At 63.5% G+C, this 15,881-nt stretch carries 15 protein-coding genes; 6 read left to right on the top strand and 9 right to left on the bottom strand.

Features of this window, described 5'->3' with window-relative positions; genetic code table 11:
• Positions 1-94: 94 nt before the first annotated feature.
• On the top strand, positions 95-502 hold the full coding sequence (locus NKK47_RS22990; RefSeq protein WP_023674396.1) for a hypothetical protein: 408 nt from the start codon (positions 95-97) through the stop codon (positions 500-502).
• Positions 503-641: 139 nt separating this feature from the next.
• Here the strand turns inward: NKK47_RS22990 and NKK47_RS22985 are convergent, their stop codons facing one another.
• A complete protein-coding gene (locus NKK47_RS22985) occupies positions 642-2,687 on the bottom strand; it encodes an oxidoreductase (protein ID WP_352578328.1) in 2,046 nt (681 codons plus the stop codon).
• Here NKK47_RS22985 and NKK47_RS22980 point away from each other — a divergent pair.
• Positions 2,677-2,805, top strand: coding sequence for a hypothetical protein (locus tag NKK47_RS22980; RefSeq protein ID WP_352578327.1), 129 nt, complete (start codon positions 2,677-2,679; stop codon positions 2,803-2,805). The genes NKK47_RS22985 and NKK47_RS22980 overlap by 11 nt on opposite strands.
• Entirely contained in the window at positions 2,802-3,263 is a 462-nt protein-coding gene (gene queF / locus NKK47_RS22975; RefSeq protein WP_352578326.1) for a preQ(1) synthase, read from the top strand. The genes NKK47_RS22980 and queF overlap by 4 nt, the downstream gene beginning before the upstream one ends.
• A 14-nt stretch (positions 3,264-3,277) precedes the next feature.
• Here queF and NKK47_RS22970 read toward each other — a convergent pair whose 3' ends face one another.
• From NKK47_RS22970 to NKK47_RS22945, 6 genes are all read right to left on the bottom strand, one after another.
• Complete coding sequence (locus NKK47_RS22970; RefSeq protein ID WP_352578325.1) at positions 3,278-4,132, bottom strand: alpha/beta hydrolase; 855 nt, start codon at positions 4,130-4,132, stop codon at positions 3,278-3,280.
• A 41-nt stretch (positions 4,133-4,173) separates the two neighbouring features.
• Positions 4,174-5,358, bottom strand: a complete 1,185-nt coding sequence (locus NKK47_RS22965; RefSeq protein ID WP_352578324.1) for a mandelate racemase/muconate lactonizing enzyme family protein — start codon at positions 5,356-5,358, stop codon at positions 4,174-4,176.
• A gap of 11 nt (positions 5,359-5,369) precedes the next feature.
• A complete protein-coding gene (locus NKK47_RS22960) occupies positions 5,370-5,927 on the bottom strand; it encodes a hypothetical protein (protein ID WP_352578323.1) in 558 nt (185 codons plus the stop codon).
• A 4-nt stretch (positions 5,928-5,931) separates the two neighbouring features.
• On the bottom strand, positions 5,932-6,411 hold the full coding sequence (locus NKK47_RS22955; protein ID WP_352578322.1) for a DUF3828 domain-containing protein: 480 nt from the start codon (positions 6,409-6,411) through the stop codon (positions 5,932-5,934).
• 105 nt (positions 6,412-6,516) lie between these two features.
• On the bottom strand, positions 6,517-8,166 hold the full coding sequence (locus tag NKK47_RS22950; RefSeq protein WP_352578321.1) for an ABC transporter substrate-binding protein: 1,650 nt from the start codon (positions 8,164-8,166) through the stop codon (positions 6,517-6,519).
• Between the two features lie 41 nt (positions 8,167-8,207).
• A complete protein-coding gene (locus tag NKK47_RS22945; RefSeq protein WP_352457115.1) occupies positions 8,208-9,758 on the bottom strand; it encodes a trimethylamine methyltransferase family protein in 1,551 nt (516 codons plus the stop codon).
• A 92-nt stretch (positions 9,759-9,850) separates the two neighbouring features.
• Here NKK47_RS22945 and NKK47_RS22940 point away from each other — a divergent pair, with 92 nt between their 5' ends.
• Positions 9,851-10,762: a LysR substrate-binding domain-containing protein gene (locus NKK47_RS22940; RefSeq protein ID WP_352578320.1), complete on the top strand. Its 912-nt coding sequence runs from the start codon at positions 9,851-9,853 to the stop codon at positions 10,760-10,762.
• 8 nt (positions 10,763-10,770) lie between these two features.
• Here the strand turns inward: NKK47_RS22940 and NKK47_RS22935 are convergent, their stop codons facing one another.
• Positions 10,771-11,760: a zinc-dependent alcohol dehydrogenase family protein gene (locus NKK47_RS22935; RefSeq protein ID WP_352578319.1), complete on the bottom strand. Its 990-nt coding sequence runs from the start codon at positions 11,758-11,760 to the stop codon at positions 10,771-10,773.
• Between the two features lie 103 nt (positions 11,761-11,863).
• Between NKK47_RS22935 and NKK47_RS22930 the strand changes: the two genes are divergently transcribed.
• Both NKK47_RS22930 and mutL read left to right on the top strand, forming a co-directional pair.
• Positions 11,864-12,766, top strand: coding sequence for a LysR family transcriptional regulator (locus NKK47_RS22930; RefSeq protein WP_352578318.1), 903 nt, complete (start codon positions 11,864-11,866; stop codon positions 12,764-12,766).
• An 80-nt stretch (positions 12,767-12,846) separates the two neighbouring features.
• Entirely contained in the window at positions 12,847-14,697 is a 1,851-nt protein-coding gene (mutL, locus tag NKK47_RS22925) for a DNA mismatch repair endonuclease MutL (RefSeq protein ID WP_352578317.1), read from the top strand.
• 205 nt (positions 14,698-14,902) lie between these two features.
• Here mutL and NKK47_RS22920 read toward each other — a convergent pair whose 3' ends face one another.
• On the bottom strand, positions 14,903-15,796 hold the full coding sequence (locus tag NKK47_RS22920) for a DMT family transporter (protein WP_352578316.1): 894 nt from the start codon (positions 15,794-15,796) through the stop codon (positions 14,903-14,905).
• Positions 15,797-15,881: the final 85 nt, after the last annotated feature.

The following is a 15,881-nucleotide window of genomic DNA, read 5'->3' as shown; positions in this document are numbered from 1 at the left end:
AAGCCTATGGAACCGGCTCGAGCTTATGCGTTGACATCTAATCATTTGATATCTATCAATATGCCTAGCGGTGGGCAAGAGAGGAAATGCGGTCATGCAATATGTCTACATCATCGTCCTCGGCCTTCACGTCATGGCGGGCGTGTTCTGGGCCGGCACCACCATCGCGGTCGCCCGCGAACCGGAGATCAGGGCGGAACGTTTTTTCCGGCCGCAAATGGGCGCAGCCGGCGTGGTTTTCCTCACGGGCTTGCTGCTGTGGTATTTCTTCCACAACGGCTCTTTCGGCTCGATGGAGAAGGTCTTGGCGCTGGGCATCTTGACGGCGTTAATCGCCGCCGGGGTTCAGGGCGCGCTGGTGGGTTCCGCCAGCAGGCAGTTGGCCGGCGCTGATGCGGCGAAGCAAACCCAGTTGCGCGCCAAGATGACAAAAGGCGAACGCATCGCTGGCGGCCTGCTGGTCATCACCGTGTTCTGCATGGCCACCGCCAGGATGTTTTGAGCGTCCTGCCGCAATCGCAAGATCGTACGGTGCCCGGCGATAGCCGGCGGCGTGCGCGGCGCGCAGACCGGACCGACGTGCCTGGTGGCTCTCCGTACGGAGGTTCGGCTGCGCGCCACCAATCAATCCAAAATATTCCTCAGATTCGCAAGCCGAACCTGATGCCGTCATAGATGGCGGCGTGGATGTTGCGCGAGGCTACTGCATCGCCGATGCGGAAGAGCACGAAACCACTCTGCGGATTGCGCACCGGAAAGATGTCGCCGCCATTGACCAGTTTTTCGTAATCGATCGCGCCGGCGTTCTTCGACAGCGGCTTCAGCGCCAGGTAGAGATCGTCGAGCGGCAGCGTGCCGTGCTCGACCACCACCTGGTCGACGCGCCGCTCGCCGCGCCAGCCATCGGCGAAGTCGGAGGCGAGCTCGGCGATCAGCTGGTTGCCTTCGCGCCGCACCGAGCGCAGCCGTGTGTTGATGGTCACCGTGACCCCCTTTTCCTGGAAGGCGCGCATGTAGGGCACATGGTTCATGCCGCCCATTTCCGGGGCGAAGAAGCGTTCGGGCGAAACCAGCTCAAGCCTGGCGCCGCTATTGGCGATCAGTTCGGCAGCACCCATGCCCTGATGGCCGCCATTGTCGTCATAGAGCAGTACATTCTCGGCCGGCTTGATGCTGCCGGCCATGATATCCCAGCTCGAGGTGACGAGATTGTCGCCCGCCGTCAGAGGCGGGTTCTGCGGCAGCCCGCCGGTGGCGATCACCACCACGTCCGGCGACAACGCCAGCACGTCGTCCTTCTCCGCCCAGTTGTCGTAGCGGATCTCGACGCCGAGCCGGTCGAGCTCGGCCAGGCGCCAATCGATGATGCCGATCAATTCCTTGCGGCGAGGGTTCTGCGTTGCCAGCCGCACCTGGCCGCCGGCCTGGCTCGATGCTTCCAGCACCGTCACCTGGTGCCCGCGCTCGGCGGCGACGCGCGCCGCCTCCAGCCCGCCGGCGCCGGCGCCGACGACGACCACCTTCCGCTTCGGTCCCTCGGTTTTCGGAATAATATGCGGGATATCAGCCTCGCGGCCTGTCGCCGCATTGTGGATGCACAGCGCCTCGCCGCCCTCATAGATGCGGTCGAGGCAATAGGTGGCGCCGACGCAAGGCCGAATCTCGTGCTCGCGGCCCTCCATCACTTTTTTGACGATATGCGGGTCGGCAATGTGGGCACGCGTCATGCCGACCATGTCGAGCTTGCCGGTGGCGATGGCGTGACGCGCGGTGGCGACGTCGGAAATCCGCGCCGCATGGAAGGTCGGGAATTTCGTCGCCGCTCTCACCTCCCCTGCGAAGTCGAGATGCGGTGACGAGCGCATGCCGGTCACCGGGATGACCTTGGTCAGCGCCGCATCGGTCTCGATCGAGCCACGGATGATGTTGAGGAAATCGACCTTGCCGGAGCCGGCCAGCCGCTTGGCGATTTCGACGCCCTCCTGTTTCGACAGGCCTTTCTCGAAATCCTCGTCGGCGACCATGCGGATGCCGACGACGAACTTTTCGCCGACCGCGGCACGCACTGCGTCGAGCACCATTCCGGTGAAGCGCAGCCGGTTGTCGAGCGAGCCGCCGAAATCGTCGTCGCGCTGGTTGGTGGCCGGCGACCAGAAACCGTCCATCAGATGGCCGTAGGCTTCGAACTCGATGCCGTCGAGGCCGGCAGCCTGGCAGCGCTGCGCGGCCGCCGCATAGTCGGCGACGATGCGCTCGATATCCCAGTCCTCGATAGTCTTGGGAAAGGCGCGATGGGCCGGTTCGCGCACCGGCGAAGCCGACAGGACGGGCAGCCAGTCGGCCTTGTTCCAACCGGTGCGGCGGCCGAGATGGGTGATCTGTATCATCACCTTGCAATCGTGCTCGTGGCAGGCATCGGTAAGCTCGGCGAGCCATGGCACGATGCGGTCGTCATAGACATGCAGATTGCCAAAAGCGGCCGGGCTGTCGCGCGAGACGATCGCCGAACCGGCGGTCATGGTCAGCGCCATGCCGCCCTTGGCCTTTTCGGCATGGTAGAGCCGGTAGCGTTCCTTCGGCATGCCGTCCTCGGAATAGGCCGGCTCATGGCTGGTCGACATCACCCGGTTCTTAAGCGTCAGATGCTTAAGCCGATAGGGCTGGAGGAGCGGGTCGTTGCTGGTCATCGTCTTCCTGCTGTTTCAAATTGTGCTAATGAGCGGCAAATTTTTGTTTTTACGCATGTCGCTGTCCCAAAATCGCTGCGCAGTTTTGGGCGACATGCAGCAAGGAACCTGCTCATGACCGATACGAAGAACCTCACCCAGCTCGGCACCAACGTCGAGGCACCACAGAGCCCTGAAGCGGCAGTCCTGGAAACCGTGCCGTTTTCGCGCGGCGACGGCCCGCCGGCCATCGTTCGCTTCACCTGCCCGGAATTCACTTCGCTCTGCCCGGTCACCGGCCAGCCGGACTTCGCCCATATCGTCATCGACTACGCACCCGATGCGCTGCTGGTGGAATCGAAGTCGCTCAAGCTGTTCATGACCTCGTTTCGCAACCATGGCGCCTTCCACGAAGAATGCACCGTCATGATCGGCCGCCGCATCATCGCCGCGACCAAGCCATTGTGGTTGCGGATCGGCGGCTACTGGTATCCGCGCGGCGGCATTCCGATCGACGTGTTCTGGCAAACCGGCGCGCCGCCGGAAGGTGTGTGGCTGCCCGACACCAGCGTCGCCCCCTATCGCGGGCGCGGCTAATCGGACGGAGCGGCTCACCTGATCCCGGTCCGGCACAGGTTGGTCTCCAGGAAAGGCATCACCGCGTCGCGGTACCGCTGTTGGTCATAGCGATAGAGATCGACATGCCGCGCGCCGTCGAACCAGACCAGCTTTGCGTCAGCGCCTGCCGCATCTTTCAACGCCAGTGTCAGGCTGCGAGCGACAAACGGATCCGAATTGCCACCTAGCAGCAATATCGGCCGATCAATCGCGCCGATGCGATCGACCGGCCTGACATCATCTACCCCGAAGCCAAGGCGGAGCTGCATCTGCGCCAAGAGGATGGTCGCCTGTACGTCGCGCAACATAGGCAAGGGCGCTCGCAACGCCGTGGTTTCCAGCAAAGTCGCGTAGAGCTGCTCCAGGACATAGGCATCGGCATGCTCCTGCTGAGCGCCAAATACAAAAGCAGCCGCACCGAGCGACGAGCCGATGGCCGCCACCTTGCGACCGGCGAAGTTTTGCCGCGCAAAGGCGAGGATGCGGCTGGCGTCCTGCCGTTCGATGTAACCAAAGCCTCTGATATCGCCGCCGCTTTCGCCATGTCCCGACAGATCGAACAGCACGATCGAGTAGCCGCTTTCGAAAAGCAGCTTCGCTCTTGGAACCATGGCCAGCTTGTTTGAACCGCGTCCGTGTAACAGCACAATTGTTCCGCAACTGTCCTGCCGATCCGCCACCCAACCGGCAAGATCGGGCGCGCCCTCTTGCTGCAGAACGATGCGCTCCACCTCTAACCCCACAGGCAGCGTGAAGCTTTGCTGAGGCACGCGGGCCACCGCGCGGCTTCCTGCCTCCCAGGTGACAGCGCAGGCCAGGACGCAAACCGCCGCGAATAAAGCAGCCACGACAGGACCTCTTCTCATCGATCGGTCACGTGCACTTCGCATCAGTTGAGCGGCAGCCGCCGGTAGCGGCTGGGGTTGTTCGGGTCGCTGAAATGGTGCATCGGCCCGTGTTCGGCGAAGTGTGCTGACCAGCGTTTCATGGCGGCCGGATCGAGTTCGACGCCCAGCCCGTCACCCTCCGGCACACGCACCGTGTTGCCGGTCTGCCGGAATGGGCCATCCTTGATGACGTCGCCGGTCTGCCAGCGAAACAGCGACTGCGACGCTTCCGTGATCCACGGCGTCGCCGCTACGACGTTCAGATAGGCCGATGTCATAATGCCGAGATCGTTCGAATAGCACCAGAACCCCTTGCCCATCGCCTCACAGGCGGCGATGAATTTCAGGGTTTTCGACAATCCGCCGAGTGCTGCGAAATTGCAGACGAAGTAATCCGGCGCACCGAGCGCGATTGCCCGTCTGAGATCCGGGATGTGCGTCGAGAACGGAATGCGCGAATGCTGGCGCAGCGCAGCCATCTCCTCGAAGGTCGCGACCGGATCCTCGTAGTTGCGGATGTTGAACGGCTCGATCTCGCGCAGCACCCAGCGCGCTGTGGTCAGCGACCACTGCATGTTGGAATCGAGTTTGATCTGCGCCTTATCGCCAAGCGCCTCGCGCAGCATGCGCACTGTCCTGATCTCGAGCTCGGGATCGCCCATGATCAGCTTGCCCTCGAAGATCGTCGAGCCGTGCTGTTCTCGCATGCCGAGACAGTAGTCGACGATCGCTTCGGCGGTCATCTCGCCGCCGGCTCCGCCTTGAGCGGGGCGAAAGGCGAAATATTCCGAAAACGGAATGTCCTTGCGCACCGCGCCCCCGAGCAGCTTGTAGAGCGGCATGCCGAAGACCTTGCCTCTTATATCCCACAGCGCCAGTTCGACGGCGCCGAACGCCACCGAGGCTGCATTCTCGCCGGTGTTGGCGGTAATCTGCCAGGGCGGCACGCAGCGCACCTCGCAGTCGGCGATGTCGAGCGGATCGGCGCCAATCAGCGCCGGCGCGATCTCGGCCTTGATCACCTCGCCGAAATGCCACCATGGCGCCTCGCCCAGTCCGACCACGCCTTCGTCCGTCTCGACCTCGATGATCGATTTCGAGGCGCCGCCGTAGAGACCAGCCGTCCACCAAAACGGAGCATCGAGCGGGACGTTGACGTGGGTGACGCGGATGTTGCTGATCTTCATCGGTTCCGTTCTCACTCACACTGGTATTGGCTTAGCGCCCATTCGCCTGTCACCGAGAGCAGGTCCGATATCTTCCAGTCGCCGTCGATTTTTTTGAACTTCCATTCCAGCCGGTGCGGATTGCCGGAGACGACAAAAGCGACGACGACCTTGGCCTCGTCGCCCTTGACCGCTTCGATGGTCTTCAGGCTGTTGTCGATCTCCGCCTTTTCGTATTCGGAATTGTCGAGCGCCATGTTGGGATCGAGGCACTCGCCCTGCCCCGACTTCCGCAGCGCGTCGCTCTTGTCGAGCACCGACTTTGCCGGGTCGGTGAAATGGCCCCGCTGAGCCGGATCGACCTCGAGCCCGGCATGCTCGTAGAACGGCTTCACTACCGCGGTCGGCGAGCCCGGCTGCACGGGTGCGGCCGGCGCGTTTTCTGCCGGCGGCAACACTGCCGGCGGGGGTGCCGCACTGTCGGCCGGCGCGTTTGCGGGCGGCGCGCCGAACAGGCCCTGAGCGGCGGCGCTGCTCAATCCGGCCAGCAGGCACGCAGTCGCCAAAATCCAGGGATGGCAGCGAAGCACGGCGTCACTCCGGAGGCTGCCCGGCCAGGCATTCGAGCGCACTCAGCGTCCAGCCGCTGGTCTTCGAGGTAATGTCGGCGACCTTCCACTGGCCGTCGATCTTCTTCAACGACCAGACCATTTCGCGTTTGGAATCATCGCCTTCCGGAAAAAGGTTGAACGTCGCCGTCACCTCGGCGCTGTCGCCATCCAGCGTTTCGGCCAGCGTCAGCGTCTTGGCCACGGTCTTCTCGTCATAGTCCTGCGCATCGAGACCAGGGGCGAAGTCGATGCAGGGAACTTCATCCGGATGGTTCTTTGCCGCATTGTCGTTCAGCTCGAACAGTTTCGTCACCGGTGCGGTGAAGCGGTCGCGATATTGCGCATCGGCCTCGAATTTGACCGACGGGACATAAAAGAACTTCACGGCGTTGGCAGCAGGGCCGGCAAACGCGGCCGCCGGCACGGCCATCGAAAGCGCGGCAACAAAAAGTGGCAGTTTCATGGGTGTCCCCGATTGTTCACTGACGGAAGCTATCAGTACCACGCATCTTGCCCGTCGGCTTTCTTGCGGTCCATGAAATCCTGCAACGCGTCCTCTGCTGGCAACTCAGGCGTTCAGCCAGACATTCTGGAGATCCATCTCGAAGGTTTGGTGGACACCGTAGTTCTTCACCTTCTCGTTCATGTGGCTGAACAGCTTCTGCCAAAACGGCTGAATGATGACGCCCGAATCCTGCAGGATCTGCTCGATGTCCTTCATGACCTCGCGGCGCTTTTCCACGTCGATGAGCGAAAGAGCCTGCTTGAGCTTGGCGTCGAAATCAGGGTTCGAGTAGCCGGTTTCGTTCCAGGCCTCGCCGGTGCGATAGCCGAGCGCCAACACCTGGACGCCAAGCGGGCGCATGTACCAGATGGTCATCGAATAGGGGTATTTCGTCCAGTCGTTCCAGAAGGTCGACCCCGGCAGCACGGTGCGCTTCACCTTGATCCCGGCATCGCGCAACTGGCCGGCAATAGCGTCGCCGGTGTTCTTTTGCCAATCGTCCTCGACGGTGATCAGTTCATGCTCGAAGTCGTCCTGCCCGGCATCGGCCATAAGCTTCTTGGCGCCCGCGGCGTCGCGTGTCTTCTTGGGCAGCGCGTAGTATTCCGGATGAATCGGGCTGACGTGGTGGTTTTCACCAACAGTGCCTCGCCCGGCGTAGCCAAGTTCGAGCACCGCTTTGTTGTCGACGGCCATCTGGAGGGCGTTGCGAACCCGCTTGTCGTCATAGGGCTTGTTCGTGATGTTGGTCCGGGCGACGAGCGTGGTCGCTGTCGCGACCTCCGATTTGACCAGCCCCATCTTGTCGAGAATCTCTATGAAGTCGGCCGGCGTCTCGAAGTTGAGGTCGATTTCGCCGGAGTCGAATGCATTTATCGAGGCGTTGAAATCGGTTCCGTAATCGATGAATTCGACGCCGTCGAGAAGCGCTTCACCGCCCCACCATTTGCCATTCTCACGACGCTTGACGACCGCTTTCTGGCCGACCGCATAAGACACCAGTTCGAACGGCCCGGTGCCAATCGGCTTCTCAATCGGATTGGCGCCGTCGGCGTCGAAGTTGCGATGGACCACCAGCGCCGGATAGTCGGTGAAGTTCGGGATCAGCGAGATGTCCGGTTCGTTCAGCTTCAGCTTCACCGTGTTGTCGTCGACCTTGGTGATCGCCCCTTCCCTGGCCTTGCCGGTCTTTGCATCGATCAGCGCACCAACGCGCGCGGCCATCGAATTGCCGGCGGTAGCCTTCTCGCACCAGCGCGTCAGATTGTAGGCCACGTCATCGGCGTTGAAAGCATCGCCGTTGTTCCAGGCGATGCCCTTGCGCACATGCAGCACGTATTCGGTGGCGTCGTCGTTGACCTCCCAGCTTTCGAGCAGAACCGGCTCGAATGTGAACTGGCGGGTGTAGCGGACAAGCGGCTCGAGCCAGCAGCGTGAAATGTTCGCAAGTTCCACCCAGTCGTAGGTGCGCGGGTCCTTTTGCGCCTTCACCGACATCGAAACGTGCAGCGTTCCGCCTTTCTTCGGCTCTTCAGCCAAAGCCCGCTCCGGCACGGCAAGTCCAATCATGCCGTAGGCAAGGGCCGTCGATGCGCCGAAAGCGCTTGCCAGGGCCAGAAACTCCCGCCGGTCGACGCGACCGGCGCGCGCCTCGCTGGCCATTGCTTCGATGGCGCTCGGTACGCGATCGCCGTTGCTTCTGAAGAGTGTCATTTTTTCCTCCCTTATGGTTCGCATCGGGTCTTCGCCCCTGATCAACTAACGCTGTCCGGCAGTTTCTCCTCGCGCCGCGCAATCAAATCTTTGAGACCATCGGCGATGCCCTCATCGAGCTTCGGCTCCTCATAATCGGCGAGCATGTTGCGCGCTTTCTCGCGGCCGCGGGTGTCGTGGTCCTTTGCTCCTTCCGCCTTCCACTGTTCGAACGAATTGAAGTCCATGATGCTCGGTATGAAGAAGGCGGACTCGAAATGTTCAAGCGTGTGCTGGGTGCCGAGGAAATGGCCCTGCGGTCCGACCTCGCGGATAGCCGCCATAGCCTCCTTGAAATCGTCGAATGGCAGCCCGCCAGCATATTTGTACCAGCCGACAAGCTGCTCGCAGTCGGTGGCAAATTTCGAATAGCCGCAGGTCAGGCCGGCCTCGAGCCAACCGGCAGAGTGCCAGATGTAGTTGGCGCCGGCAAGGATGGCGGCATGCATCAGCATGTTCGCCTCGTAGCCCGCCTGGGCGTCGTTCAGCTTCGAGCCGACATGGAAACCGGACGTGCGCCACGGCAGACGATACCTCCGCGCCAGCGCGCCCATGAGATACATCATCTGGGCCGCCTCCGGCGTGCCGCCCATGGGAGCGCCGGTCTTCATGTCGACCGTCACCATGAACTGTCCGTAGATCTGCGGCGAACCCGGACGCAGGAGCTGTGTGAACGCGACGCCCGCCAGCGCTTCGGCATTGACCTGCGCGACCGCACCGACGGCAGAGGCCGAAGTCGAGGCGCCGCAAAGGGCGAAGGGGGCGAGGATCAGCGGCTGGTTGTGGCGCGCATAGACTTTCATCGCGTCCAGCATGGTGGCGTCCCACACCAGCGGCGAATTGCAGTTGGTGATCGACACCAGGACCGGGTTGTCGCGGACATAGTCCTCGCCGAACACGATGCCTGCCATCGCCATCGTGTCTTCGGCTCGATCCCTGGAGGTCACGATGCCCATGAACGGCTTGTCGGAGTGCTTCAGCGCCGAATGGATGATGTGGAGGTGACGTTTCGGCACCGCGATTTCCATCGGCTCGCAGATGATCGAGCTCGACGAATGCAGCGCCGGCGCCATGTAGGCGAGCTTGTGGAAATTGTTGAGGTCGGCGAGTGTGCCGTAGCGCCTGTTGTTGTCGAGGTCGCGTACGTAAGGCGCCCCGTACATCGGCACGAAGATGGAGTTGTTGCCACCCACACGTACGGAACGCTGGGGATTCCTCGCATTGAGCGTGAACTCCGACGGGACCTTCGAGATGAGCTCCATCAGCAGGGCGCGGTCGATCCGGACCCTTGTCTCCGAGACATCGGCGCCCGCCGCCTTCCACATTGCGATCGCCTCGTCGTCGCGGAACTCGCATCCCACTTCTTCGAGGATGGAGAGCGACTCCTGGTGGATCAGCTCAACCGCCTCGTCCGGAACCATCTGATAGACGGGAATCTGGCGGACCAGGGTTGGAAACGACGCTATGGGTGCGCCCCGCAGCGCCTTGCGCCCCAGGCGGCCACCGCTGCGGCGGTTGGCGTGTTCGCTCACTTCAACGGCCGGTGCGTTCATGAAGGCTCCATATTCCTGTTGGTGACCAATCTAGCCAGACAAAATGCAGCTGTGACGCTGGAAAATCCTGATCTCTTGTATAAGCTCAGCTTATGCGAAGCTTGCGCCACCTGCTGCCGTCGGCCGGCAGCCTGATCGTTTTCGAGGCCGCCGGGCGGCTGTCGAGCTTTACCGCCGCCGGGCGCGAGCTCGGCATGACGCAGGCTGCCGTCTCCTATGCGATCCGTGGGCTCGAAGAGCAGCTCGGCGCCAAACTCTTCCAGCGCCGCCACCGGCAAGTCAGCCTGACCGAGGCCGGCGACCGCTTCCATGCCGATGTCTCGCTCGGCCTGTCGCACATTCGCAAGTCGGCGGAGGATCTGCGCCAGATCGCCGTCGGCGCGCATGTGACGCTCGCGGCCTCGACCGCCTTCGCCTCGTTCTGGATGATGCCGCGCCTGCAGCAGTTTCGCGACGAATTGCCGGGCATCGACCTGCGCATCCAGACCGCCGACCGCGATCTCGACATCATCGCCGAAGACATCCCGCTCGGCGTCCGCGGCGGCGAGCCCAAGGAATGGCCGGATTATCATTCGCTGCCGCTGGCCGATGAGGTGATATTCCCCGTTGCCGGCGTTAGTTATGTGGCACGGTTCGGGCTGCCGGAGCGTGTCGCGGACCTTCAATCGCACCGCCTTATCCATCTTGAAGAGCCGTTTCGCGAGGCCGCGAGCTGGGACGAATGGTTCGCCTCGGCCGGTGTCGACATCGCCGATGCCGGACGCGGCTTGCGCATCAACGACTATGCGCTGGTGATCCAGGCAGTCATGGAAGGGCAAGGCATCGCGCTCGGCTGGGGTCACCTCGCCGAGCGGCTGCTGGCATCAGGGCTGCTGGTGCGCGTCACCGGCCACACGATGACGACCGGCAAGGGTTTTCATGTCATCTGGTCGAAGAACCGCGAACTCAGCGACAACGCCCGCAAGGTCCGGGACTGGCTGGCGGCGCAGGCGTGGGGCCGATAAATGCCCGGTCAAACGGTCACGACGATCTTGCCGAATTGCTCGTTCGATTCGAGATAGCGGTGCGCCTCGACGATCTGGTCGAACGGAAAGGTTCTGGCGATTGCCGGCTTCAGCGAACCCGAGCTCAGTCCGTCAAGGATGAACGCCTTGGCGGCCTGCAGCCGGACCGGATCGCGCACGATCTCGTGGACGAGATAACCGCGCAGCGTCAGTGTCTTGGCCAGCACTGCAGGTAGCGGAAAGGGTGTCGGGTCGGGGCTCAAGCCGCCATATTCGATGAGAATGCCACCCCGTGCCATCGCTGCCGTCAGAGGCTTGAAAATCGCGCCGCCGACGGCATCGAACACCACGCGCACGCCCTCCGGGCCGGCGATTCGCTTCAGCCTGGCTTCCAGGTCCTCCTCTGCCGAGGCGATGACGTGGGCCGCGCCGAACTCAAGCAAAGCCCGCTTCTTGGCAGATGTCCGTGTGACCGCGATCGGGGTCGCGCCAATCATGTTGGCGATCTGGATCGCGGCAAGTCCGACGCTGCTCGAGGCCGCGGTAACGACAATAAAGTCCTCGCTTTGGAGGTTGGCAATGTCGATCAGCGCACCGTAGGCGGTGAGATATTGCATCCACGCGGCGGCGGCTTCTTCCCAACTCAGCGATGGCGGGTGCTTGACGACGAGCTCGGCGGGATATGTGGCAATCTCACCATAGGCAGGCCAGCGGGCCATCGATAATGGCGGCACGATGCTGACGGCATCGCCAGGCGCAAACCCGTCCACGCCTTCGCCGACCATCTCGACGATACCCGCCGCCTCGAGCCCAAGACCGGAAGGCAACGGCGCGGTCTGGATGTAGGTCCCCGAACGCAGCAGCGCCTCGGCGCGGTTTATACCCAGCGCCTTGACGCGGATCTGAATCTCACCGCTCGCGGGCGCAGGCGTGTCAACATTCTCGATGCGCAGGACCTCGGGACCACCGAGCTCATGAAAGCGAACGACACGTGCCATCGATCACAACTCCAAAATATTTGAACTGAATCAGCTATGCCAGCGCTCATCAGGCGGATAAATAGCCGCTTGAGTAGATCAGCAGAAACTGTAGGTTTTGAATATGGATCGCCTTACGAGCATGGCCGTGTTCGTCAAAGCCGTCGACCTGGGCTCGTTCGCAGCCGCGGCGGCGGCTCTCGATCTGTCCGGGCCGATGGTCGGCAAGCATGTCCGGTTTCTCGAGGAGCACCTGAGCGTGCGCCTCATCAACCGGACCACGCGCCGCCAAAGCCTGACCGATTTCGGGCGCGCCTATTATGAACGCTGCCGGTTGGTGCTTGCCGAAGCGGAGGCCGCGGATGCACTCGCCGCCGACCAGCTTGCCGAACCGCGCGGAAAGCTGCGTGTCCTCATGCCGGTGCATTTCGGCCGGCGCTGCGTTGCCCCGATCCTGTTCGGGCTTGCGCAGCAATATCCGGCGCTGGAACTTGACCTATCGTTCAGCGATGCCATCGCCGATCTGGCAGAGGATGGCTGCGACCTTGCCATCCGAACGGGCGATCTGGAGGACCAGACCGGGGTGATGGCGCGTCGCATCGCGCGCCAGCACATGGTCGTCTGCGCGTCCCCGCCCTATCTCGACCGGCACGGCGAGCCACATGAAATAGATGACCTCGGCAGCCATCACGCGATCATCTACCGCCGTTCCGGGCGTGCCGTTCAGCCGTGGCTGTTTCCGCGCAATGGCCATCCCCCGATTGAGGTCAGGCCAGTCAGCAGATTGCGGCTCGACGACCTCGATGCCATCGCCGATGCCGCGGCCGCCGGCATGGGGCTCGCGTGGCTGCCATACTGGATGGTTCGCCAGCGCATCCAGGCGGGCGCACTTGTCCCGCTGTTGCCGGAACAATCCCGGTTTCTCTACGACGTTCATGCCCTGTGGTTGCAGACGCCTCATCTGCCGATGAAAGTCCGCCTTGCCGTCGATGCACTGTCGGCAGCGCTGCCCAAGCTCATGAGTTGAAGTGCACGGCCGCGGTCGGCTGCGTGGATTTCCTCAATTCCGCCCTCCCGCATCGACCACGAATCCGCCTATAGTGCCCCATGCCCATCCGCCAGCTTTCCGAAACGATGATCAACCAGATCGCCGCCGGCGAAGTCATCGAGCGTCCGGCAAGCGTGGTCAAGGAACTGGTCGAGAACGCGCTCGATGCCGGTGCTGCCAGAGTCGAGATCGTCACCGCCGGCGGCGGGCTGAATCTTATCCGGGTCAGCGACGACGGCTTGGGCATTCCGGAAAACGAACTGGCGCTGGCGATTGCGCGCCATTGCACCTCCAAGCTCGCCGACGACATTCACGACATCCGCTCGCTCGGCTTCCGCGGCGAGGCCTTGCCTTCGATCGGCTCGGTGGCGCGGCTGTCGATCCGCTCGCGCACCGCGTCCAGTGAAAACGCCGCCGAGATCGGCATCGACGGCGGCCGCGTCTCCGCGGTCAGGCCGGCGGCGGCCAATCGCGGAACCACGGTTGAGGTGCGCGACCTGTTCTTCGCCACGCCCGCAAGGCTCAAATTCATGAAGGGCGAGCGCGCCGAAAGCTCGGCCATCGGCGACGTGGTCAAGCGCATCGCCATCGCCTTTCCCGCCGTGCGCTTCACCCTGGCCGGCCCGGACCGCTCGACGCTGGAACTGCCGGCGACCGACGACAGCCCGGAAGGCCGGCTGCGCCGGGTGGCACAGGTGATGGGCGCCGACTTTCCGGACAATGCGATCGCCATCGACGCGATGCGGGACGGCGTGCATCTCGCCGGCCATGTCTCGGTCCCCTCCTTCACCCGCGCCAACGCGCTGCAGCAATACGCTTATGTCAACGGCCGCCCGGTGCGTGACAAACTGATCGCCGGCGCCATTCGCGGCGCCTTCGCCGACGTGCTGCCGCGCGACCGCCATGCCGTCAGCGTGCTGTTCCTGACGCTCGATCCGGCGATCGTCGACGTCAATGTCCACCCGGCCAAGGCAGACGTGCGCTTCCGCGACCCGGGGCTGGTGCGCGGGCTGATCGTCGGCGCTATCCGCGAAGCGCTGGCCAATGCCGGCATCCGCGCCGCCACCACCGGGGCCGCCGGCATGATGGCGGCGTTCCGGCCAGGCGCGGCATCCTATGCGCATGGTGGCCCGGCCAACGGTCACCGCAGCTACGAGGCCGCCTATCGGGCATCGGGCTTTTCCGGGTTCGATCCTGCCCGTTCGCCGCAGCGGCCGCTCGATATGGGCGACGGGTTCGGCGAGGACGAGCAGGCGGCCTTCGACGCGGGGCCGCTGCACAGCGCCGATGCGCGCGCCGGGCAAAACGAAGCGGCGGAAACGCTGCTCGGCACGGCGCTGGGCGCGGCGCGCGCGCAAGTGCACGAGAATTATATCGTCGCCCAGACCAGGGATTCGCTTGTCATCGTCGACCAGCATGCGGCGCATGAGCGGCTGGTCTACGAGGCCTTGAAGAACGCCCTCCACTCACGCGCGGTGCCGTCGCAGATGCTGCTGTTGCCCGAGATTGTCGATCTGTCGGAAGAGGATGCCGAGCGGCTTGCCAGGCATTCCGAGACGCTGGCCCGCTTCGGCCTCGGCATCGAGCGCTTCGGCCCCGGTGCCGTCGCGGTGCGCGAGACGCCGTCGATGCTCGGCGAGACCAACGTCCAGCAGCTGGTGCGCGATCTCGCCGACGAGATCGCCGACAACGACACGGTCGACACGCTGAAGGAGCGGCTGGACAGGATAGCCGCGACCATGGCCTGCCACGGCTCGGTACGCTCCGGCCGGCTGCTCAAACCGGAAGAGATGAATGCGCTGCTGCGGCAGATGGAGGCGACGCCGGGCTCCGGCACCTGCAACCACGGCCGCCCGACCTATATCGAGCTCAAGCTCGCGGATATCGAGAGATTGTTCGGGCGGCGATAAGAAACTCGCAGGGCGCAGCCCCCACCCGGACCTTCGGTCCGACCTCCCCACAAGGGGGAGGTAGGGAGCCTACCCGCCGACGCCTCGCGAGGAGCTTACCCTCCCCCTTGTGGGGAGGGTCGCTGCGAAGCAGCGGGGTGGGGGTACGAAAAGAGCCGCTGTACAGCGGCTCTTTTCGAGTCAGGCACAGCCCCAAACCCTTTGCTCATCTCTTCAAATTCACCACAATGACGCCGCCGAGCGCCAGTGCGCCGCCGAGGATGCCGAGCAGCGTCGGCACCTCGCCCAGCCAGAAGAAGCCGATCAGCGTCGCCATCGGCGACACCAGATAGAGGAAGTTCGAGGCGCGCGCCGCGGGCAGCCGGGACAGCGCTATTGCCCATGCGGCATAGGCGATGAGGCTGGGCACGATGCCGAGAAAGATGACGGCGCCGAGCCCGGCGGTGTCGGCGACCGCCGCTTGCGCCAGACCGCTCGGCAGGAACGGCGACAGGCAGAGCGCGCCAAGCACCATGTTCGAGGCCGAGATGGTCAGCGGGTGGTGGCGGGCAAACAGCGGCTTCTGGACGATGGTGTTGACGGCCGAGCACAGCGCCGAGCCGAGGACAAGCAGCGCACCATTGTTGAAATGCAGTCCTTGCCCCTCGCCCATGGCGATGATCCCGATACCGGCGAAGGACAGGAATGTGCCGGCCCAGGCCAGGCCCGAGAAGCGTTCGCCGAGCAGCGCCATGGCCATGATGGCGGTGAAGATCGGGCTGACATTGATGATGAAGCCGGCCGCACCGGCCGAAACGGTCAGCTCGCCGAAATTGAGCATCACCGTGTAGAGTGCGACGAAGACGGCACCACCGAAGACAAAGCGCCAGAGTTCATCGAGCCTGGGCAGCGCCGGCCGCTTGACCGCGAGGAAGATCGCCGCCGGAACCGCGGCGATGGCAAAGCGCAGCGCGCCAAGTTCCAGCGGCCCGAAAGCGGCAAGGCCGGCGCGGATCGCCGGAAAGGCGGAGGCCCAGCCGACCACCGTCAGCGCCACCGCGATGGCAGCCGTGGCATCCATGCGCTGTGTCGTATTCAACGTGCCGGTGTAAGCGCTCATCTGGGTGTCCTCGCGATCCAATGCCATGAAGTAGAGAAACGCTATTGCGGGTCGGTTGACAAACGAACAAATCGAGGATCACCTG

The sequence above is a fragment of the Mesorhizobium sp. M0019 genome, from assembly GCF_040323975.1.
Classification (GTDB): domain Bacteria; phylum Pseudomonadota; class Alphaproteobacteria; order Rhizobiales; family Rhizobiaceae; genus Mesorhizobium.
This window is presented reverse-complemented; position numbering and strand designations above follow the sequence as displayed.